The sequence below is a fragment of the Afipia sp. MLSD5-FHT05B12 genome, assembly GCF_058793355.1.
Genome location: NZ_JBXAFS010000001.1, coordinates 36,404 through 56,032 on the forward strand (window position 1 = coordinate 36,404; position 19,629 = coordinate 56,032).

17 protein-coding genes are annotated in these 19,629 nt (G+C 55.4%); 9 read left to right on the top strand and 8 right to left on the bottom strand.

What is annotated here, in order from left to right; translation table 11 throughout:
* Positions 1-194: 194 nt before the first annotated feature.
* On the top strand, positions 195-650 hold the full coding sequence (locus AC1Q6J_RS00170; RefSeq protein ID WP_492277297.1) for a winged helix-turn-helix transcriptional regulator: 456 nt from the start codon (positions 195-197) through the stop codon (positions 648-650).
* Here AC1Q6J_RS00170 and AC1Q6J_RS00175 read toward each other — a convergent pair.
* A complete protein-coding gene (locus tag AC1Q6J_RS00175) occupies positions 556-1,269 on the bottom strand; it encodes a TetR/AcrR family transcriptional regulator (RefSeq protein WP_492277713.1) in 714 nt (237 codons plus the stop codon). The genes AC1Q6J_RS00170 and AC1Q6J_RS00175 overlap by 95 nt on opposite strands.
* A gap of 230 nt (positions 1,270-1,499) precedes the next feature.
* Here AC1Q6J_RS00175 and AC1Q6J_RS00180 point away from each other — a divergent pair, with 230 nt between their 5' ends.
* The 5 genes from AC1Q6J_RS00180 to AC1Q6J_RS00200 all read left to right on the top strand — a co-directional run bounded on the left by AC1Q6J_RS00180 (position 1,500) and on the right by AC1Q6J_RS00200 (position 8,297).
* A complete protein-coding gene (locus AC1Q6J_RS00180; RefSeq protein WP_492277298.1) occupies positions 1,500-2,312 on the top strand; it encodes an enoyl-CoA hydratase/isomerase family protein in 813 nt (270 codons plus the stop codon).
* 2 nt (positions 2,313-2,314) lie between these two features.
* Complete coding sequence (locus AC1Q6J_RS00185) at positions 2,315-3,547, top strand: CaiB/BaiF CoA transferase family protein (protein ID WP_492277299.1); 1,233 nt, start codon at positions 2,315-2,317, stop codon at positions 3,545-3,547.
* A gap of 91 nt (positions 3,548-3,638) precedes the next feature.
* The gene (locus tag AC1Q6J_RS00190; RefSeq protein WP_492277300.1) at positions 3,639-4,892 is read left to right on the top strand and encodes a fumarylacetoacetate hydrolase family protein; all 1,254 of its coding nucleotides are present in this window, start codon (positions 3,639-3,641) and stop codon (positions 4,890-4,892) included.
* A gap of 700 nt (positions 4,893-5,592) precedes the next feature.
* The gene (locus tag AC1Q6J_RS00195; RefSeq protein ID WP_492277301.1) at positions 5,593-6,051 is read left to right on the top strand and encodes a (2Fe-2S)-binding protein; all 459 of its coding nucleotides are present in this window, start codon (positions 5,593-5,595) and stop codon (positions 6,049-6,051) included.
* Positions 6,052-6,371: 320 nt separating this feature from the next.
* Positions 6,372-8,297 (top strand): xanthine dehydrogenase family protein molybdopterin-binding subunit, encoded by a 1,926-nt coding sequence (locus AC1Q6J_RS00200; RefSeq protein ID WP_492277302.1) that lies wholly within the window; start codon positions 6,372-6,374, stop codon positions 8,295-8,297.
* A gap of 288 nt (positions 8,298-8,585) precedes the next feature.
* Here the strand turns inward: AC1Q6J_RS00200 and AC1Q6J_RS00205 are convergent, their stop codons facing one another.
* From AC1Q6J_RS00205 to AC1Q6J_RS00215, 3 genes are all read right to left on the bottom strand, one after another.
* Positions 8,586-9,446: a 3-hydroxyacyl-CoA dehydrogenase family protein gene (locus AC1Q6J_RS00205; RefSeq protein ID WP_492277303.1), complete on the bottom strand. Its 861-nt coding sequence runs from the start codon at positions 9,444-9,446 to the stop codon at positions 8,586-8,588.
* A 242-nt stretch (positions 9,447-9,688) separates the two neighbouring features.
* Positions 9,689-11,017, bottom strand: a complete 1,329-nt coding sequence (locus AC1Q6J_RS00210; protein WP_492277304.1) for an SCP2 sterol-binding domain-containing protein — start codon at positions 11,015-11,017, stop codon at positions 9,689-9,691.
* A 461-nt stretch (positions 11,018-11,478) separates the two neighbouring features.
* Positions 11,479-12,705 carry an ABC transporter substrate-binding protein gene (locus tag AC1Q6J_RS00215; RefSeq protein WP_492277714.1) on the bottom strand — a complete coding sequence of 409 codons (1,227 nt, stop codon included), beginning with the start codon at positions 12,703-12,705 and terminating at the stop codon, positions 11,479-11,481.
* Between the two features lie 498 nt (positions 12,706-13,203).
* Between AC1Q6J_RS00215 and AC1Q6J_RS00220 the strand changes: the two genes are divergently transcribed.
* The 3 genes from AC1Q6J_RS00220 (at position 13,204) to AC1Q6J_RS00230 (ending at position 15,204) form a co-directional block, all read left to right on the top strand.
* On the top strand, positions 13,204-13,368 hold the full coding sequence (locus AC1Q6J_RS00220) for a hypothetical protein (RefSeq protein WP_492277305.1): 165 nt from the start codon (positions 13,204-13,206) through the stop codon (positions 13,366-13,368).
* A gap of 293 nt (positions 13,369-13,661) precedes the next feature.
* Positions 13,662-14,483 carry an oxidoreductase gene (locus AC1Q6J_RS00225; RefSeq protein ID WP_492277306.1) on the top strand — a complete coding sequence of 274 codons (822 nt, stop codon included), beginning with the start codon at positions 13,662-13,664 and terminating at the stop codon, positions 14,481-14,483.
* A gap of 85 nt (positions 14,484-14,568) precedes the next feature.
* The gene (locus tag AC1Q6J_RS00230) at positions 14,569-15,204 is read left to right on the top strand and encodes a TetR/AcrR family transcriptional regulator (protein ID WP_492277307.1); all 636 of its coding nucleotides are present in this window, start codon (positions 14,569-14,571) and stop codon (positions 15,202-15,204) included.
* Positions 15,205-15,456: 252 nt separating this feature from the next.
* On the opposite strand, the gene fabB is transcribed toward AC1Q6J_RS00230, so the two are convergent.
* The 4 genes from fabB to AC1Q6J_RS00250 all read right to left on the bottom strand — a co-directional run bounded on the left by fabB (position 15,457) and on the right by AC1Q6J_RS00250 (position 19,580).
* Positions 15,457-16,680 carry a beta-ketoacyl-ACP synthase I gene (fabB, locus tag AC1Q6J_RS00235; RefSeq protein WP_492277308.1) on the bottom strand — a complete coding sequence of 408 codons (1,224 nt, stop codon included), beginning with the start codon at positions 16,678-16,680 and terminating at the stop codon, positions 15,457-15,459.
* 195 nt (positions 16,681-16,875) lie between these two features.
* Positions 16,876-18,039 carry an iron-containing alcohol dehydrogenase gene (locus AC1Q6J_RS00240; RefSeq protein ID WP_492277309.1) on the bottom strand — a complete coding sequence of 388 codons (1,164 nt, stop codon included), beginning with the start codon at positions 18,037-18,039 and terminating at the stop codon, positions 16,876-16,878.
* Between the two features lie 112 nt (positions 18,040-18,151).
* Positions 18,152-18,937: an SDR family NAD(P)-dependent oxidoreductase gene (locus AC1Q6J_RS00245; RefSeq protein ID WP_492277310.1), complete on the bottom strand. Its 786-nt coding sequence runs from the start codon at positions 18,935-18,937 to the stop codon at positions 18,152-18,154.
* A gap of 61 nt (positions 18,938-18,998) precedes the next feature.
* Positions 18,999-19,580: a TetR/AcrR family transcriptional regulator gene (locus AC1Q6J_RS00250; protein WP_492277311.1), complete on the bottom strand. Its 582-nt coding sequence runs from the start codon at positions 19,578-19,580 to the stop codon at positions 18,999-19,001.
* Positions 19,581-19,629 lie beyond the last annotated feature (49 nt).

The window sequence follows — 19,629 nt, forward strand, 5'->3', positions numbered from 1 at the left end:
GTAAGTCTGGTGGTTATGCCCCAGCTTCGTCATCGATGCGGTCTCCATTCTGCTTAAAGCTAGAGAGGACTCCGATGCTCCCTACACGTGTGCTGTGATAAAAACATGCCGTTGAAAAAGATCGCCTGGGTTTTGTTTACATCACTCGGCGGGGGTGAGTTGAAAACGACACAAAACCGGTAGTGAGATCAGGCGTGGCGCGCAATCACATCGCAAGCAAGTCGTACTCGTTGGTCCGTGCCGTCGAAGTAATTGGAGACCGATGGTCCATTTTGCTGGTAGGAGAAGCTTACCGCGGAGTCGCTAGATTTGATGAATTTCAGTTATGTATGGGCGTTGCGACAAATATTCTGAGCACGCGGTTGAAGAAATTGATTGATGCCGGCGTCATAAAACGGGTGCCTTTACCTGAACACTCGCGGCGTTACGAATATGTGTTGACCAACATGGGGCGTGATCTGTTTCCGACCTATCTAGCCTTGGAAAGATGGGGAAGAAATTGGCTTACCGGGCGAGCGGGGCGCAAGGGAATGACACGGAATAGGGAAGAAAAGATCATTGTCGATTCCGATGTTTTGAGCGCGAGGCAATCTGCTGCGAATTCAAAGCGTCGCAGTCGGCCCTCACGCAGTCAGTGTGAGAAGATATAAAAAGACTGTGCGACGGGCCCGCCGCGACGGCAGTCAAGAACAGGCCTATTGAGAAATCAATCAGTTGCCGGGGATCGACCGGTTGTTCCTTACGTGGGATCTGCTTCGCCAGAAGCAGGGATGCTATGCCATGCTCGACTGTCCACGCAGAGTGGGCAAGAAGCCCAACCATTTCCTCTGGCCAACCATGGTCGCGTGATAAATCTGCGACCGCCGATTTGAAAAGGGCAAAGCACATTGCAGAGCGATCGCGCAGCTCCTTAAATTTGGATTTGTTCAGTATGCGTGGCCCATACATGAGTTGGAATAAACCCGTGTTGCGCCTCGAAAATTCTACATAGGTCCGAAGCATCATTCGAACCTTTTCAGCTTTTTCGACGGGAGAAGCAGCTATCTTTTGGCGCACCGCGGCCAATTCGCCGAAGCCATCGGCAGCTATCGCGGCGAGCAGTCCTTCCTTATTCCCAAAGTGATAAGCTGGGGCAGCTTCTGAAACGCCAACTCGCCGAGAAATTAGTCGAAGGCTCAATTCCTTAGCTTCGATCTCCTTGAGGATCTTTCGCGCTTCCTTGATTAACAATCGACGCAGGCCGACCGTTTCGGGGTGTGCAGCTGTCATGCTCATTTCTCGATTCTGCACGTTCGAAATCGGCGCGCTTCCATCTCTCATCTTTATACAATGGCTAAGCCGCGGATACAAAGCGGCTGCAGCAAAGTTCTTCATCAAAAAAAATCGTTTGACAGGACGTCGATCTTTCTAACAGTGTTAGCTTAACGGTGTTAGAAATAGATCGGACGCGACCGGAGCTAAATACGGCCGATTCAGGCCGCAATCCAAAGGAGTGCGCAATGGCGTTGGCGGAAGCTGCAAACGGAGAGAGTAGCAAGGACGAGGCGATAATCAGAACTGAAGTCGACGGGCCTGTGACAATTCTGACGATGGTGTATCGGCCTTACAATCTGGTCGGACCTGCGTTGAGTTCGGCGCTGATCGGCGAGTTCAATGCGGCAAAGTCACGCGGCAGCAGGGCGGTGCTTTTACGAAGCGGTTTGCGCCATTTTTCTGCGGGGGCGGACCTTACACTCTTCGCTGACCGGATACAGAAAGGCAATGACAGCACGTTCAGTGGCCTCGATCTTCTCCGTGCCTTTGAAGAACTTCCGATGCCGATCGTGACGAGTATCCATGGCGTTTGTCTTGGGGGCGGGCTCGAGCTCGCGCTTGCCAGCGATTACATTATCGCTGCTGAGTCCGCTAAAATTGGCTCGGTTGAATCCGCGCTCGGGCTACATCCCTTGATGGGAGGTATCCAGCGTCAAGTGCAGCGTGCCGGCATTGCCCGCGCAAAGGAAATGTCAATGCTTGGCCGCCGCTACGATCCAGCGACTCTCGAGCGTTGGGGTCTGATCAACCTTGTCGTTCCTGATGAAGGGCTTGAGAAAACATCGCTGGCGATCGCTCAGGAATTGGCGCGCGGGCCAACAATCGCGCACGCTGCTACCAAGCGATTAGCTGCGATTGCTGCCAACGACGGCGTGGAAGCTGCAGATCTCGCGATGGTCGAATTACAGAAGCCGGTTTGGTCATCGGAAGATCTCAAGCTAGGTCTTGCGTCGTTCATGGCCAATGGGCCGGGCCTCGCTAAATTCCAGGGGAACTGAAGATGACCGGACCACTGAGCGGTATTCGCGTTGTCGATTTTTCCAGAGTTCTCGCCGGTCCGTTGTGCGCTCGAACCCTGGCTGATTTGGGCGCGGAGGTCATCAAGATCGAACCTCCAAGGCCGGATGTATCACGCTTTGCATTCCCGTTCGAAGGCGGGATGTCGGGTTATTACGCACAGCAAAATGTAGGCAAGCGTAACGTAAGCATCGATTTGAATGTACCGGGCGCGCGCGAGCTCGTTCTTCGGCTTTGCGATACGGCTGACGTCGTCGTTGAGAACTTTCGCGCGGGGACATTGGAATCTTTCGGTCTTGGCTATGACGATCTCGCGTCACGTAATCCGAAATTGATATACGCTTCGATCACGGGATACGGACAGGGTGGCCCATGGCGCGCGCGTATGGCCTATGCTCCAACGGTTCAAGCCGAGACGGGATTTACCGCAAACACGCTTCGGCACATGGGTGCCTCGCTTTCGGTGTTGCGTTCGGACAGTCTTTCGCATGCTGATGTCTATACGGGACTGCAGGCAACGATTGGTATTCTTGCTGCGCTCTCCGATCGCGCGCGAACTGGAAAAGGACAATACATCGACGTTGCCATGGCAGCGACGATGGTGGCTGTTAACGAGCGGGCTCACATTGACCTCTCTGAGCTGGATCTTGGAGCGGAGCCGGCGATTCTTGGCGCAACCGATGGTCCGTTTCTTCATGGGCCAAAGGGCGAGACGTTCATATTGGCACAGAGCATCGTGGGAACTATGACGTTTCCAAGCTATCTCGGCGCTATGCGCCGCGCCGACCTCGCAGATGATCCGCGTTTTAAAACTGCTGCTGATCGCGCCGCCAACTATGATGCGTTGCTGGAAATTATACAAACATGGGTATTGACGTTTGCCGATATGGCCAGTTTGGACGCACAGCTTGACGAAGCGAAAATTGCGATGGGTGAAGTCCGCACGTTGGGTGCGCTCGCCCGAACGGATTGGTCTGAGTACTGGGGCGCGGTGCAGGAAGTGTCGAACCGCAATGGCGGTGTCTTCCGTCTGCCGGGCCGCCCGTGGCAGTTCTCTGAATCGGAGCTCCCGACTCCAACCGAGCCGGCATTCCAGGGGGAGCATAATCGCGACGTGTTCTCAAAGCTCGGGCTGAGCACCCAAGAAATCGACCGATACCATTCGACCGGCGCATTTGTAGCGCCGCAGACCCCCTTACCCGAAGCGTCGTCGTAGAAGTCGACGATGGTAATGCGCAAGGGCAGCGGCGAATGCATTCCCTTGGCATTCGTCTGGTGACATCAATGAAAGGAAAGCGGCGTTCCTGATGACCAAATCATGGATCGAGGGTTCTGAAGACGGCGGATTTTCGCTTGCAAACCTGCCCTACGGTGTTTGCCGCAATGAAAACTCGGGCGAGTACCGTTTGTGTGTAGCCATCGGCGACTATGCACTCGATCTTGCGGCGTATGCTGACAAGGGCCATTTTCAAGACCTCGGAATTCCAGGTGCTGTCTGGAGGCACAGCTCGTTAAATGCGCTGCTCGAGCTGGATCGTCCGTTGCGAGACGGCCTGCGTTCGAGATTGCAGTTGCATCTGTCGACAAGCAGTCCTCACCGTGGCGACGTCGAGGATTGCCTTCTGAAACGTTCATCACTTCGAATGTCTTCACCTATTGCGCCCGGTGATTTCGTCGACTTCTTCTCAAGTTATCACCATGCCTATCGCGCGATGCAAATTGTGCGGCCAGACTTGGGATTGCATCCCAACTGGTTGTCTCTTCCCGTGGGCTATCACAGCCGAACCGGCACGATCATGGGGCCTGGCGAGTCCATCATCCGTCCGCATGGACAGTATCTGGAGGGTGAAAAGCCAATCTATGCTCCCACACGCGCGCTCGATTTCGAGTTGGAAGTCGGCTTTGTTGTTGGTCGCGTGTCCCGAAATGGAACTCCTGTCGGGGTTCAAAATTTTGGCGACTATATATTCGGCCTCGTTTTGCTAAATGACTGGAGCGCGCGGGATTTTCAACGATGGGAGGCAACTCCGCTGGGGCCTCTCCTGTCAAAGTCCTTCGCAACTCAGGTAGGGGCTTGGGTTGTTCCGTTGGAAGCTCTCGCAAGTAGTGGCCTGGTGCGTGAGCAAACACCACCACCATTGGATTATCTTAAGTGTACCCAACCGCTCTGGTTCGACGTCTCGCTCGAAGTTGAACTGACATCAGCAACTATGCGGGAGAAAGGCATTCCGCCGCTGGTGATCTGTAGGTCCAATCTGTCCGATATGCATTGGAACGGTGCGCAACAACTCGCTCACGTGACTTCGAACGGAGCGATAGTAAGACCTGGCGACTTGTTGGGATCAGGCACAGTGTCGAGCGAGTCTATCGATGGCTCGGGTTGTCTTTTGGAGTTAACCAGCGACGGCAAAAATCCGATAGCACTGCCGGACGGAACCGAACGTCGATACCTTTTGGATGGCGATCAAATTCGCTTCACGGGTACAGCGAATGGTTCATCAAAGATTTCTTTCGGAGATCTTGTCGGTGTTGTTGCTCCTAGCCGAAAGCTCGGACAGTAGTTCCTAGAGAACTGGCGGTCGTGGAGCGAACGATAGGTCTGAATGACGATGCAGGGTCAAGCGGGTAAGCGCTTGCTGGCTTCTGGAGGTGTGGTCCACATGGCAACGGAACCGTGCTGCACCATCAATGTGCATATCGAACGCGGGGCATATCCACCGCCGCTAGACAACTGATTTGCTCGCATCATCGTCCATTCAACCAAGAGACAATGTCGAATGTCCGAACACACAATCGCTCTCGACGTTAATGGCACTCCGCACCGAAACTCTGTTTCATCGCGAAAGCTTCTGGTGCATTTTCTCCGCGACGATATGTGCCTCACGAGCGTTCAGACCGTCCAACATCCAAGCCATCTTGAAAAGTCACTTGCTTAAAAATAGTCAATTCCGGTAATAGATGGAAGAGGCAATCAACGACTCGTAGGGAATGACTGCACCGTTCTGTGCCGAAGTTAGTGTTCGGTCAACCAGTCAATACGGCGGTTTCAAACGTCGGTCACCGCTCGGGGGGTACTTGCATTTTCATTCCCGCACTCAATGGTTCAGTTGAATCTGAACAGTTGCCTCATTTGCGGCGATTGGAGCTGCAATGCTTGCCAACCTCAGGCAGATGCATGCCGCCATCCATTGCGCACCTGAAAGAGCAAACTGTCGCCCCTTCGTTGCTTTCACAAGATATTCACCTGCTGGAGCATTCGCAATGCAATTGACCGTCGATGGCAAGCGATATGATTTGGACGTCGAATCGGAAATCCCGCTTCTTTGGGTGCTTCGGGATGAACTCGGCATTACAGGACCGAAGTATGGCTGTGGTGCCGGCCTGTGCGGCGCATGCACCGTGCATATCGACGGCGCCGCGGTCCGCTCCTGCTCGATCGGCGCGGGCGAGGTTCGTGGCAGCGTGACGACAATCGAGGGGCTCGGAACACCAAAAATGCCGCACGCAATCCAGCAGGCCTGGATCGAGCACCAAGTCGCACAGTGCGGCTATTGCCAGTCCGGCCAGATGATGACCGCGGCCGCCCTTCTTTCAAAGAATCCCACTCCGTCAGATTCCGATATTGACAATGCGATGAGCGGAAATCTTTGTCGATGTGGCACCTACCCTCGCATCCGGCGCGCCGTCAAAACTGCGGCCCAAATGATGAAGGGGAAATAGCATGGCGCGGCTTGCGAAGATTGCACGACGTACGTTTCTGATTGGATCCGCGGCGATCGCTGGTGGCGTTGCGTTCGGCTACTATCGCCTTAAAAAGGATCCCCCCAATCCGTTGCTGAAAGGGGCCCGGCGAAGCCTCGATCACGCCCTATGTCCGGATTGATGCACAAGGCGTCACTCTTATTACTCCTCGAGCCGACAAGGGCCAGGGCGCCTATTCCATCCAGGCCTATCTTCTTGCCGAAGAACTCGATGTGGATCCGCATAAGGTTCGTATCGATCCCGGTCCACCGAGCTCCACCTACTTTAATACTCGAATCATGGACGACGGTCTGCCCTTTGCTGCGATCGATGATGGTTTCCTGGCGCGGAGTGCGCGTGGAGGTGGTGAGGTATTGAGCCGTGTGCTCGGCATGCAGATCACGGGCGGCTCCTCCACCGTGGCGGATGGTTTCCATAAACTTCGGATGGCGGGGGCAGTTGCTCGCGAGACGTTGAAGGAGGCAGCCGCCAGAAAATCCGGAACAAGCCGGTCGCGATTGATAACGAAGGACGGGCGGGTCATTCTGCCCGATGGCAAAGCGGTTACTTACTCGGAACTAGCTGTGGAAGCAGCGCAGCTTGCACCCATTGCTGACGTCGCGCTCCGACCGGAACAGGAGTGGCGCTACATCGGCAAGAGCATGCGTCGGATCGACATCGTTGCGAAGTCTACCGGTACGCAGCAATACGGGCTTGATATTCGTCTTGATGGGATGCTGCACGCTACCGTGCGCGCAAATCCCGGTATGGGAGGCACTGTCAAACGATATGATGCCTCTGAAGCCGAAAAAATGAGGGGCGTGAAAAAGATCGTTCCGGTCAAAGGTGGTGTAGGGGTCATCGCCGATAACACGTGGAGAGCCTTTCAGGCCGCGGCAGCGATCAAAATGGAGTGGAGCGATCCCGCTTACCCGGCCAACTCCCCTGAAATGTGGAAGGCTCTGGAGGGATCATTCGCCAAGGAGCTGCAGGACAGCCGGCTTCGCAACGACGGAGACGTCGAAATGGCGCTGGCCACAGCATCTAATCCAGTTGTGGCGGAGTATCGGACGCCGTATTTGGCTCATGCGCCGCTCGAGCCCATGAATGCGGTTGTGCTTTATACAAAGGAACGGATCGACATCTGTACGGGAACGCAAATCCCGCTCTTTGTTCAGATGCACGCTGCGAAGCTAGCCAAACTGCCAGAAGATAAGGTTTACCTGCACGTTCAGCCGATGGGTGGAAGCTTTGGAGCACGGCTCGATGACACCTACGTGCTACAGGCCATCGAACTTGCGATGGCGATGGAGGGTGTTCCGGTCAAAATGACCTGGAGCCGTGAAGAAAACATGACGCACGACTATCCCCGTCCGATGCAGCTCTCGCGCGCAAGGGGAACCGTTCGTGAAGGCAAGGTCGAGAGTATGAGCATCGACATCGCTGGCCAATCGGTGTCGACTTCCTGGTTCAACCGTCTGGAAGCTCCTCCGTTGCCCGGCTCGGACACTTCAATGGTTGCTGGTGCCTGGGATCAACCCTTCGCCATCCCGAACTATCGGGTGACAGGTTATCGCGCAAAAGAAATGGTGCCCGTAAGCTCCTGGCGGTCGGTTGGAGCCTCAGCCAATGGATTTCATCATGCTTCCTTCTTAGACGAATTGATCCACGCCGCCGGCGCAGATCCGATGTCGGAACTTATTCGTCTCTGCAATCATGACGCTTCGAAGGCGGTCCTGGAAGCCCTGCGGGATATTTCCGGCTGGAAGGGTCCGCGCATGGAGGACAGGCGAGCTCGCGGGGTCGCCCTGACTTTGTCATTTGGCGTGCCGATGGCAGAAGTCGTTGAAGTAAGCGATACCCTGCAAGGCATCCGCATCGACAAAGTATATGCCGTTTGCAACGTGGGGCGCGTTCTCGACCCGATCAATTTCGAGGCGCAAGTCCAAGGAGGCATTATCTGGGCCCTGGGCCATGCGATGAATTGTGAGCTGACTTACGACAACTTCGCACCGAGCCAAACGAACTATCACGCGTTCGAGGGAATGAGATTCCAGCAGGCACCGGAAATCATCGTCAAGGGATTGCAACTTGGCAGTGAGTTGCGCGGAATTGGCGAACCGCCAGTTCCCCCAGCGGCACCGGCGCTTGCGAACGCCATCTTTGCACTCACCGGGAAGCGCGTGCGCGAGCTGCCTCTAAACAAGAGCGTCAAATTCGCGTGACAACAAGAGGGGCACGACATGCACCTGCGACTATTTTGTTAAGAGCTATATCGCGCCAATGCTGGCGCGGTGGTGCGCAAGATCTTCACGGGAAGACAATGTTCATGTTTGCATGATGGCGGCTTAGACCTGGTCGGCTAGACCTAAGCAGGTTCGGATCTCGGATCTGTGACTGTTTATCGTCTGGCGCTCGAGACGCGATGCGCATCTTGTAGCCATCTGGCCGAGATCGAGAAACCAGCAACGTTACCATGTCAAAATCTTCAAACGACTGATGGGCGCGTCTCATCACCGGTAGTCATAGAATCCTCGACCGCTCTTCCTGCCAAGGCGGCCTTCAGCGATCATCCTCTTCAGCAGAATGCGCGGACCCTCGGGCAGGCCGGGCCGTTGCTGGGCATAATTCTCTTCGATGCTCAGCACCACGTCCAGACCCACCGCGTCCATGAGGCGGAAGGGGCCGGGCTGCGAACCGGTGGCCTGGCTGTAAATGGTATCCACCACCTCCGCCGACGCGACGCCCTCTGCTACCACATCGAGCGCCTCTCGTTTGATGGCGGCCCAAATGCGGTTGAAGATGAAGCCCATGCTCTCGCGTTGCACCACATAGGGCGTCAGGCCATAACCGGGAAGCACGTCGACCAGCAGCTGGATCACAGCCGGGTCGGTCTGGCCGCTCGACATCAACTCCACAGGAGTTATGCCCGGCGGCATCAGGAAGTGCGCGTTCAGCAGGCGCGCGGGATTCTTCACATTGTCGGCAAAGGCGCTCGAAGAATAAGATGAGGAGTTGCTGGCCAAGATGGCGTCCGGTTCAGAGAGCGCATCGATCTGCTTGAAAATGTCCTTCTTCAGCTCAAGATTCTCGGGCACCGACTCCACAACAAGCCACGCCTCCTTAAGCGCGGCTGTCATGTCATCAACGCTCACGATATTGCCGGCCTTGCTGCCGGGCAGCGTAGCCAGTAGGGCAGACAACTGATCTTTGGCAAAGGCTACGCCTGCATCGCGCGTCGCGGCGCTGCGGGCGTACAGGCGCACTTCGGCGCCGCGCGTTGCCAGCATCAGCGCGATGCGGCGGCCCAGCGTGCCGGCGCCCAGGATCGCGATGGGGCGAGTGGCGATGTTCTCGGGGAGTTTGAAGGTCATGGCGATGCCTCGCGGTTTCGGGCTGGTTCCTCCCGCACGTTTGAATCTATTCCGCGCAAGGAAAGAAGTGGGAGACTCGATCTCAGTTCACTCGTGTGGACGCCTATCCGAGCCATAGTACGGTAGCGGCGATGACTTAGCGCCGCCACTCAACCGCTGGGCAGCTTTAGTTCGATGGATCGGCCGTTTGACAGACCGCATCATAGATGTTCTTGCGGGACGCGCCGCTCGTTCTCTTGCTGCTATTTCGGAAAGCAGGCCGCGAACGCTTTCATCAGGCGCGGCGGACCTTTCATGCGGATCGTGCGTGTCGCGATGGCCCGTAGGATCGAGAGACGCCCATCAAGAAATCTCAGCCAGGCGCTCGAATCTGCTTGCACCCGGAGATCCGCTGTTCCTTCGAGCCCCTTCACCACTGACAGTGTCTGATTCCGGATGAGCACCGTCGCTTCCGCTGGCTCTGCACCTGTGAAAATAAAATGGTAAGTTGCGTTCAGGCCCTTCGCTTTGCCTCGTTGGAAGCCCAGTTTCAAGCCGAATAGAAACTGCGCAATACTGCCCGCCCGCGCGGCGTTACGTACATAGCGGAGCGTCTTATGGGGAAATCGCTTCGCCGCATGCTCCGCCGCGTCCGAATTGGCAACGACGTAGAGCGTCTCTTTTTTGTCCTGCAGAGGTTTGACGATCGTCTCGATATGCTGCTTCCGATCGGCGAGAAATCCGCCAAGGACATCCTCGCCGGCGGGGCAGGCCGCCAAACAGTAGGCGGCGTTATAGTTCGGCCCGTAAGACAGACTTTGCCATCGTTGGACTGTTTCACTTGGCGGATGGCGGTCACTGTAATCCCTTGCCGACTTGGAATCGGCGATGTCTTCGATCCAGTGAGTAAAACCACCCAAGAACTGCTGATAGTTGTGATTCAAGCAGGACGAAAAATCGAAGTAACCGTCGGGCTTGATGGCTCCGACGGGGCAAGCGACGACACAAAGCTTGCACTCGAAGCACGGATTGTAGTCGAGCGGCGTTCCTGGCGCGTCGATATCGATATCGACCAGCACAGTACCCAGCAAGATGAAGCTCCCGAACTGCGGATGGATAACGCTCCGGTGAACGCCGCGCTTGCCCACGCCCGAGGCTTCGGCCACGAGCTTATGTGAAACGATCCATCCACGCTGCGAGAATCCATCCATCTCCATTGGAAAGGCCATGGCTGGATTGAGAGCTGTGACACCCATGTCTTCCAGGCTGCGAACCAGGGCTCGGCAAACATCTTCGACGTCATGGCTGACGTTGTGGAATTCATTGTTGGCGACCGATCGTGCTGGAGAGCGTATCGGCGCCTTGTGCATTCTGAGGACGATCGAAACGGCAATACGCGCCGAGGGAAACGCTCGGTTGATATGCGGTCGTTCGTCTGCGAGAGCTGGATCATCGAGACTCACGACGCCGCAATCATCCGCACCGCATTCGAGCGCCAGCGCCTTAAGCTTTTCCCGCGTCAGCGTCGGAGGCGAGGTCGGCGTCCTGGCCCGCACACGCTCGGCAATCGGATGATCACGAAGTCCCGCCATATACGCACCTCGCATGCCTGAGCGTCATTAATGATTGGGGTTCCCGCTCGAGGCATCTCTATTCCGATAACTATTATAATGCAAGTAACTATTAATATAGAAGTTATGTGAGATCGCGAACTGTAGCGATGACTTGGCCCGCTACGAAACCGCTGAGTAGATTTTAACGCGCGCTTTCCTATCTGCCCGTAGTTGGTTCGATGGATCGGCCGCTTGACGGATCGCGTCACCACTTCCGATCCGAATGACAAGTCGCGGCGTGATTAATGATCTGCTGAGGCCCACTTTTGCATTAGGCTCAACATGGGATGCTCCGAAAGTTACCGACGCATCTAGCGCAGAAACGATTGGATGCAATTGCACCACGTGCGAGTGCGGCGTTAAAGGGAGCGGGTCGACGAACCCAGAGAAAGAAGGCCTGTGCGATGCACAGGCCTTTGGTGTGGGAATGAAAGAACGGCCTAGCTGCGTTCCGAGCTGATCAGCGGCCCGAACAGCTCCCATTTGTTACCGTTGAATCGCTGCATCTGAAGCTGGTCGATCAGATTGTAATCGGTCGGGCTGCTTTGGAGGCGGATGCCGGGAAGGACCGGTCCAACCTCTATATCGAGATTCGTCGCCTGCTTGAGCACGTTCTCGCGGGTGAGATTGTCTCCACATTTTTTAAGCACTTCGACCATCGTCTTGCCAACGGTATAGCCGTAAACTGTAAAGTTATCGGTTTTGTCGCCTTCAGGAAAATGCTTGTCCATGAAGTTCGACCACTCCCTTATGCCGGGATCGTTTTTCCACTGCGGATCGTTCGGATCCTTGAGGTAGACCGCGCTCATCAAACCCTGAGCGTTCTCAAAACCGGCTGGCTGCATCACGCCCTTCACCGAGGTCGCAACATTGGTCACGATGTGAACCGGTTTCCAGCCCATTTCGGCGACTTTCTTGATGCTCTGCGCCGCGAACTTAGGCGTGGCGATTGTCAGCAGGACATCCGCGTTCGCAGATTTGAGCTGGACGATCTGGGAATCGACTGTCGGCGCACTTACCTCGAACGGGGCCTCCGAGACGATCATTGAGGCCTTTGGCCCCAAACCGTCGCGCAAGCCGATTACATAGTCCTTACCGAAGTCATCGTTCTGATAAAGAATTCCGATCTTCGCGTTCGGATGATTTTTCATGATGTACTGAGCGTAGATCTTCGCTTCGTTCTGATAGTTCGGGATAAAGGACATCGTCCATGGATAGTTCTTCGGATCGGCCCACTTAGAGGCACCTGTCGCGAGGAAGAGGTGAGGGATCTTCTTCGCGTTGACGTATTTGTGGATCGCGGTGTTACCCGGCGTTCCCAGTATGCCGAACAGCAGCAGCACTTCGTCGTTCTCGACCAGCTTGCGGGTCTGCTCGACTGTTTTCGGCGGGCTATAGCCGTCGTCATAGCTGATGAAGTTGACCTTGCGACCGTTGATCCCGCCCTGTTCGTTGATCATTTTGAAAAAGGCTGTGAACGTCTTGCCGATTATCGAATAGGCGGAGGCCGGCCCGCTATACGGCATGATGTTGCCGATCTTGATTTCGGTGTCGGTCGCGCCCGGGTCATAAGCCTTTTGTGCGAAGGCCGTGTCAGTTGCCATAAGGGACAGCGCAGCAGAAGCGGCTAATCCAAAAGCAAATCTCGCGCTTAAACTAAAAATCATCATTATTGCCCTCCCAGGCGTTCGCGTCTTTGCGCCGTTTTTCTGTCCGCCTTTGGCGGAGCGCGGATCGAGCCAAGCAAGGAGACCCATGTCCGCCAATGAAAATATTGAACTGGCGTTATTCAAATTCTGACTGACGGAAAAGCTGAGGCATAATCACCAGACCGACAATTGAGTTATTTTCCTGGCTCTTGAAATTATCTCAACAGGAATGCCAGAGTTTGCTGCGATGCAGGGCAAATGCGCCAAGCGAGACTTTCCGCGCAATGACTATGATTGAGCGAACGCACCATCAACGTACTCATCACCGGACGTGCTTCGCGCTCCGACGACATTGAATTGTTTCATTCTTCGGTTTTCATAGGCGGTCAATTGGCGAAAGGTGCAACGTCGCCTTGCCTGCCAATTGGCTCGCCGATTCGTAAAAGTATGTAGCGATCGGACAAGTTTTGGCGGAGAAAATCAGCATGTGCCGGCGTTAGCTTCGCTACGTTGACGATGAATGCGGATCTTGCATTCTCGCCGATCGCCTATGCCTGGGGCACCGGCATATTCTTTGTCGGCTATTTCATTCTGGAAGTGCCGAGCAACATCGCCTTATATCACTTCGGCGCGCCGTTGCGTTCGATCGCGATGTTTCCGTGGGGACGCCGTTCCGACTGAACACAGGAGCGCGTGTGGCGCATTGCCACGTCTCGTCACGGCTGCCGCGCTCGCTGCGTCATCCCATGCAGACAGACTATCTCTGACCATACCGACTCTCCGCGGCCGCTGCCGGTGAATTTCCAGCATTTGGATTACCCTGTACTCTTCCGACGGCATTGCTGACAGGCGTCGCGGTTGCCGGCGATTTCGCGGCTCGCCACATGATTCTTCTATATTAACTTTTAGAAAACTAGTGAATTCTGATAAAAAAGTATTGTAGAAATGCGGAATCTGGCTGGATGAAGGGAGTAATGTCCGTGAAAATGACCAACCCTATGGTAGCCCTTGTGACAGGGGCATCCTCTGGCATCGGATATGCAACAGCTGCGGCTCTGCAGAATGCAGGCTATCGCGTATTCGGAGCTGATCTTTGCGCGACCGACGCAAGACTCGACGGCATTACAATGCTGACCTGTGACGTGACTGATGACGCTTCCGTGGCGAAGTTGGTTGAAGACGTGCTGGCGGTGGCGGGTCGCATCGACCTGCTTGTAAACAACGCCGGTGTTGGACTGATAGGTGGCGCGGAGGAGTCCTCGATTGCCCAGGCTCACGCGTTGTTCGACGTGAACGTCTTTGGCGTTATGCGCGTGACGAACGCTGTGCTTCCAAGAATGCGACGCCAGGGGAAAGGCCGGATTATCAACATGAGCTCGATCTTGGGTCTGATCCCTTCGCCCTACAATGCCATCTACTCATCGAGCAAACACGCTATCGAAGGCTATTCTGAATCGCTCGACCACGAGCTGCGCAGATTTGGCATTCGGGTTTCGCTGGTTGAGCCCGGCTATACCAACACGGCTTTCGAAAAGAACAAAACGAAGCCCGATCAGTCGCTTTCGATCTACGATTCTGTGCGCTCACAGACCGAACAGTTTATGCTGAAGAGCGTGGAAGAAGGCGATGCCCCGGAAATAGTGGCGGCGACAGTCTTGAGGGCTGCGAGCGCGGCTGTGCCGAACAGACGCTACCCCGCTGGAAAACTGGCGCGTCGGGTCCGAATGCTGCGCCGGCTCGTCCCCGAATCCGCTTTCGACAAGAGCCTGCGAAAGCAGACGGGTTTGCCGGTTTGAAGTTGACATCAACCACATCTGGTTTTCCCGTGAGTTATAAAGTGTACTTCGGAAGGTAACCGATTTTTTCCATTCTGGAAAAAGTATGAATCGTTTGGCCGGGACGGGAATGAACTCCGACGAGGTGCGCGCGCGCATTCTGGAGGTGGCGGAAAGGCAATTCCGCCGGATGGGTTACCATAAGACGTCAGTAGCGGACATCGCATCCGAGCTCGGAATGAGCCGGGCAAATATCTATCGCTTTTTCCCGTCCAAGGATGCCATCAACGAATCCGTCTGCAGCAGGCTTGCCAACGCAATCGCCGAGATTGCCCTAACGATTGCACACACGAATGCGCCGGCCTTAGAAAGGCTGGCGGATATTCTGACCGCCATTCATCACCACAACAAGAGAATACTGATCAAGGAAAAGCGCATACACGACTTGATGGTCGCCACCACGCAGGGCAATCGGTTGGTCATCAAGGCTTACATTGAGCAGATAGAGTCGATTCTCGAAAGAATAATACGTGATGGCAATGAGGCGCGAGAGTTCGAGGTCGACGATCCCGCAAGGGCAGCGCGTGCAATCAAGACGGCTTTTATCTCCTTCTTCCATCCGGTTCTCATCGAGCAATGTGTGCAATGGGGGGAAGATACCGAAGCAAGACTGCACGACCAGATAAGGTTTATTCAGAAGGCTCTCGGCAGTATTGCCGGGCGGGAGTCTGTCATACGCTGAGCCAGCGCTATCGCTGTGAAACTCATCCCTGAATGGGGCGGCTAGAGGGTAATGTTGTAGACGAGAGGAAAGCTACTCTTATGGATGGATTTTCGCGCAGCTATGCCGACCGGTATAGTCCCGCGGCCTACACCACATCGAGATACTGAACGTCAGCGCCATGCTTCCGTGGCAGCGTATCTGCGTTCAAAATGGGAATGTCCGGCAGGACCGGCCTCGACACTCGATAGCAGAAGCCGAAAAAAGCCAACCTCAAGCGTCCAGCCGCTTGAACACGAGCGTCGCGTTGGTGCCGCCGAAACCGAACGAATTCGACAGAACGGTTCCAAGTTTGGCGTTGTCGATTCGCTTGCGCACGATCGGCATATCGGCGAACGCTGGATCAAGGTTAGTAATATTGGCGCTCTCGCAGATGAAATTGTTGGTCATCATCAGTAACGAATAGATCGCCTCGTGAACACCGGTCGCCCCCTGGGAATGACCCGTCAAGGATTTTGTCGCCGAGATAGGCGGGCATTTGTCTCCGGAGCCAAATACGTTGCGAATGGCCTCGATCTCCTTGAGATCCCCGACTTCGGTTGATGTTGCATGAGGATTGATATAGTCGATCTTCGGGCCGACATTGGCCATCGCCAGACGCATGCAGCGCGCAGCGCCTTCGCCTGAAGGTGCGACCATATCTACGCCGTCCGCCGTCGCGCCATAACCCACGATCTCGCCGTAGATTTTGGCGCCGCGCGCCTTGGCGCGCTCAAATTCTTCGAGCACCAAGACGCCAGCACCCGCCGAGATGACGAAACCGTCGCGATCCTTGTCATAAGCGCGCGAAGCGACCGCAGGCGTGTTGTTGTATTTCGTCGACAGCGCGCCCATTGCATCGAACAAAACGGTGAGTGTCCAATCCAGTTCCTCGCATCCTCCGGCAAACATCACGTCCTGCTTGTCCCACTGAATCATCTCATAGGCGTTGCCGATGCAATGATTCGATGTCGCGCAGGCCGACGAGATGGAATAATTCACGCCCTTGATCTTGAACCACGTTGCCAGCGTCGCAGATGGCGACGATGACATGGCTTTTGGGACGGCGAACGGACCGACGCGTTTGGGGCCCTTGGTGCGGGTGATGTCGGCGGATTCCACGATGGTGCGGGTCGAAGGACCGCCCGACCCCATGATGATGCCGGTCCGCTCGTTTGAAATATCGTATGGCTCGAGTCCGCTGTCGCGGATCGCGTGTTCCATCGCGACGTGATTCCAGGCAGTGCCTTCGCCGAGGAATCGCATCGCGCGACGGTCGACAACATCCATCGGATTGAGCGTCGGTGCGCCGTGAACGTGCGAGCGAAAGCCCATCCTAGCGTAGATTTCCGCGCTCGAAATACCCGACTTAGCCTCGTGAAGACTCGCGAGCACTTCCTGGGTGTTGTTTCCGATGGAAGAAACAATACCCATCCCCGTAACCACAACCCGCCTCATGATCGCCTCACCGATAGTTTCCAGGCACGCGCGTTCCCGCATGGCGATGAAGAAGACTTCGCCGGACACTCCCGTGCAAGGCCGTCAGCGAGCCTTTTCCGCCAGCCGTCGGAGCGGCCAAAATGCAAGGACGATCCTATTCCAGAAGTGAACTCATTATCATCCGCCCTGATCTTCGTTATCTTTCGGCACTTACTATGCGGCCATTCGCAGCAGTTCGATGATATCAGCTTCGGTTTTAAAGGGGCGCGGGTTGGCCTGAACGAATCGATGATTGATCGCGATCTTGCTGATCTGGGCAAACTTGTCTTCGCCAACGCCGACATCGGTGAGCCGACCGGGTAATCCGAGTTTCCTGGTAAAGCGCACAAAGGCGTCTGCGGCCTCTTCTTTTCCTTCGGCACCGAGAGCTGTGGCCAAGCGCTTTTGTGCTTCTTCGGTGAATGGCTTGTTGTAGCGGAGAAGGCTCGGCATGATGACCGGCGTACAATAGTAATGGGGCACATTTAAGGTACCTCCCAGTACGTGACCGATGCCGTGGCTCGCTCCCATCGGAATACGTGCCTGAAGGCCGTAAGAGGAGAGCCACGCGCCGTACTGAGAATGTCTGCGCGCCTCAAGGTCGTTTGGACGATCTAAAGTCATCAGCATCCCCTCGCGCAGCCTGTGTATGCCCGCAAGGACCACTTCATCGCTCAACGGCGTGCCGGCAGGTGAGCACAATGCCTCAATGCCATGGTCCATGGATCGTGTTCCCGAGCCCATCCAGAGATTGGCAGGCGTATGAAGGGTCAGCGCGGGATCGAGAATAATCGCGATGGGCATCATTTGGGGATGAATAAATATCTGCTTCAGTTTGTTGCGCTCATCCGTAACCAGCGCGGCAGCATTGTATTCACCCCCGTTCAGCGTCGAAGGTATAGCGATTTGCCGCACTGCTGGTGCGCGGAAGGGCGAAAAATTCATTCCGGGGCCCACCGCAAACGAATCGAAGCCTGCCTCGTCGCGGATATCATGTTCCATTGCCATGATAACGATTTTCGCAAGATCAATCGCAGAGCCGCCGCCGACGGCAACAACCAGGTCGGCGCCTGCATCCTTGGCTTGCTGCCCTATTTCGGCAGCTTCCTTTCGTGTCGTATGTTGAGCAATGCCGTCTACCGTTTTGATATGGCGGTCACCCAGCGCCGAGCGGATTTTTTCAATCTCGTCGGTCTTGGTATTCAGGGTCCGGCTTACGATGAGGAAAACGCGCTTTGCGTCGAGTCGCGTCGCTTCGTCCTTCAGTGCCTCCGCGGCAGGTTTGCCGAAAACGACCCGATCCATCGCTGGAAAATTGTGAATCCCGCTCTTGCGCATTGATCTCTCCCATAAGTTATTTTCATAGTGACTATAAAATAACGATTGACGTCGACGCAAGGGCGTCAACGGAGAAAACAGGTGTGATGCGTGACTGGAAGTTCTTTGCGGGTCAAACGTCCATCACGCGCGCAAGCACTGCCTGGTGCAGCCAGCGAGGGGTGGACCACATAAAAAATACGAAGGCCTTGTTGCCGAAGCCAGGGGTTGTGCTGATTCGCTTCGAATCGAGCGCCTGTATGCCCGCACGAACAACCGGGCCGGGCTTCATCATCAAGAACTTAAGCATGGGCGTAATTTTCTGCTGTGCTACCATGGCAAAGCCAGTATCGGACACGCCCGGACAGATTGTCGTTACTGTAACTCCATCCTGCTTAAACTCACGGTGCAGTGCCTCTCCAAAACGAAGCACATAAGCCTTTGCCGCTGCGTAGACTGCAAAGTTCTTTACACCCTGATAAGCGAGTAGGCTGGAAACCAAGAGAATCTTTCCGCGCCGCTTAACGCGCATGTCTTCGGCGAAGAGATATGTTACGGCGGTCAGACTGGCCACATCCAGGTCCAGCATTTCCAGCGCGCCAGTTAGAGGCCCTTCAAGGAACGGTCCTTGCAATCCATAACCAGCGTTGTTGATCAGGATTTCTATATCTACGCGACGCTCCTTAAGTCGTTGGTACAAGTCGACCACCTCCGTCGTCTTGGAGAGATCGACCTGTTCGACGATGACATCGATGCGATAGTCATTGCGCAACGCCTCGGCTAACGCCGTAAGCTTCTCCAACCGACGGGCTACCAGGACGAGCGAATGTCCTTTCGCTGCGTATTGCCGGGCGAACTCTTCACCGAAACCGCTCGACGCGCCGGTGATAAGAACCCAAGAGTGGCTTGTCGTTTTCATGCTGTACGCCTGCTATCTGTTTCGTAGGGATCTAGTCGGCCTGGTAGCGGACCGGTATTTTTTAGGGCTGTGTCGAGATGCGCTGAACCTCAGCAGCACCCGCAGCAAGAAATTCCGTAGAAAGAATTTGGTCGTTCACGGCGCGTGAGAGCAGGAGCGTGCCAACCATTGTCGCGAGTACACTCAGGGATTTTCTCTGCGGACTTTCATCAGCAGCCGAAGGCATATAACCATCTAAAACGTCAAGATGCGTCTTGATGCCAGCCTCGAAGGATGCCTTCACGTCGACTCCATGCCGAACCGCATCAGCACCAAGAGCGGCGAGCGGGCAGCCATCCTCCAGCTCATCGCGGTGTTCTGTCCTGAAATAAAAATCGATGAGCGCTGCAAGTGGTTGCCTGGACTCTCCCGCGACCGCCTCGGACCACCGCTCGAGACCTCGCTCCATCGCGCGTCCGCAGGCCTGCACCGTGAGGTCCTCCTTGGACCTGAACTGCTTGTAAAAGCCACCTTGTGTAAGCCCTGCCTCATGCATGAGGTCGTTTAGGCCAATCCCATCGAAGCCGTGCTTCCTGAAGAGGCGGCTTGCGACATCGATGACCTTCACGCGGTTCTCCGCAGCCTTTGCGCGACTCACTCTCATAATTTTTCCTCGCCAATTAGATTGCGTTCTAAATCTATATCCTATATAG

Excerpts from the sequence above, each read along its gene's own strand:
- AC1Q6J_RS00175 (WP_492277713.1), bottom strand. The coding sequence starts at position 1,269 with ATGACAGCTGCACACCCCGAAACGGTCGGCCTGCGTCGATTGTTAATC.
- AC1Q6J_RS00180 (WP_492277298.1), top strand. The coding sequence starts at position 1,500 with ATGGCGTTGGCGGAAGCTGCAAACGGAGAGAGTAGCAAGGACGAGGCG.
- AC1Q6J_RS00185 (WP_492277299.1), top strand. The coding sequence starts at position 2,315 with ATGACCGGACCACTGAGCGGTATTCGCGTTGTCGATTTTTCCAGAGTT.
- AC1Q6J_RS00190 (WP_492277300.1), top strand. The coding sequence starts at position 3,639 with ATGACCAAATCATGGATCGAGGGTTCTGAAGACGGCGGATTTTCGCTT.
- AC1Q6J_RS00195 (WP_492277301.1), top strand. The coding sequence starts at position 5,593 with ATGCAATTGACCGTCGATGGCAAGCGATATGATTTGGACGTCGAATCG.
- AC1Q6J_RS00200 (WP_492277302.1), top strand. The coding sequence starts at position 6,372 with ATGGACGACGGTCTGCCCTTTGCTGCGATCGATGATGGTTTCCTGGCG.
- AC1Q6J_RS00205 (WP_492277303.1), bottom strand. The coding sequence starts at position 9,446 with ATGACCTTCAAACTCCCCGAGAACATCGCCACTCGCCCCATCGCGATC.
- AC1Q6J_RS00210 (WP_492277304.1), bottom strand. The coding sequence starts at position 11,017 with ATGGCGGGACTTCGTGATCATCCGATTGCCGAGCGTGTGCGGGCCAGG.
- AC1Q6J_RS00215 (WP_492277714.1), bottom strand. The coding sequence starts at position 12,705 with ATGATTTTTAGTTTAAGCGCGAGATTTGCTTTTGGATTAGCCGCTTCT.
- AC1Q6J_RS00220 (WP_492277305.1), top strand. The coding sequence starts at position 13,204 with ATGAATGCGGATCTTGCATTCTCGCCGATCGCCTATGCCTGGGGCACC.
- AC1Q6J_RS00225 (WP_492277306.1), top strand. The coding sequence starts at position 13,662 with ATGTCCGTGAAAATGACCAACCCTATGGTAGCCCTTGTGACAGGGGCA.
- AC1Q6J_RS00230 (WP_492277307.1), top strand. The coding sequence starts at position 14,569 with ATGAATCGTTTGGCCGGGACGGGAATGAACTCCGACGAGGTGCGCGCG.
- fabB (WP_492277308.1), bottom strand. The coding sequence starts at position 16,680 with ATGAGGCGGGTTGTGGTTACGGGGATGGGTATTGTTTCTTCCATCGGA.
- AC1Q6J_RS00240 (WP_492277309.1), bottom strand. The coding sequence starts at position 18,039 with ATGCGCAAGAGCGGGATTCACAATTTTCCAGCGATGGATCGGGTCGTT.
- AC1Q6J_RS00245 (WP_492277310.1), bottom strand. The coding sequence starts at position 18,937 with ATGAAAACGACAAGCCACTCTTGGGTTCTTATCACCGGCGCGTCGAGC.
- AC1Q6J_RS00250 (WP_492277311.1), bottom strand. The coding sequence starts at position 19,580 with ATGAGAGTGAGTCGCGCAAAGGCTGCGGAGAACCGCGTGAAGGTCATC.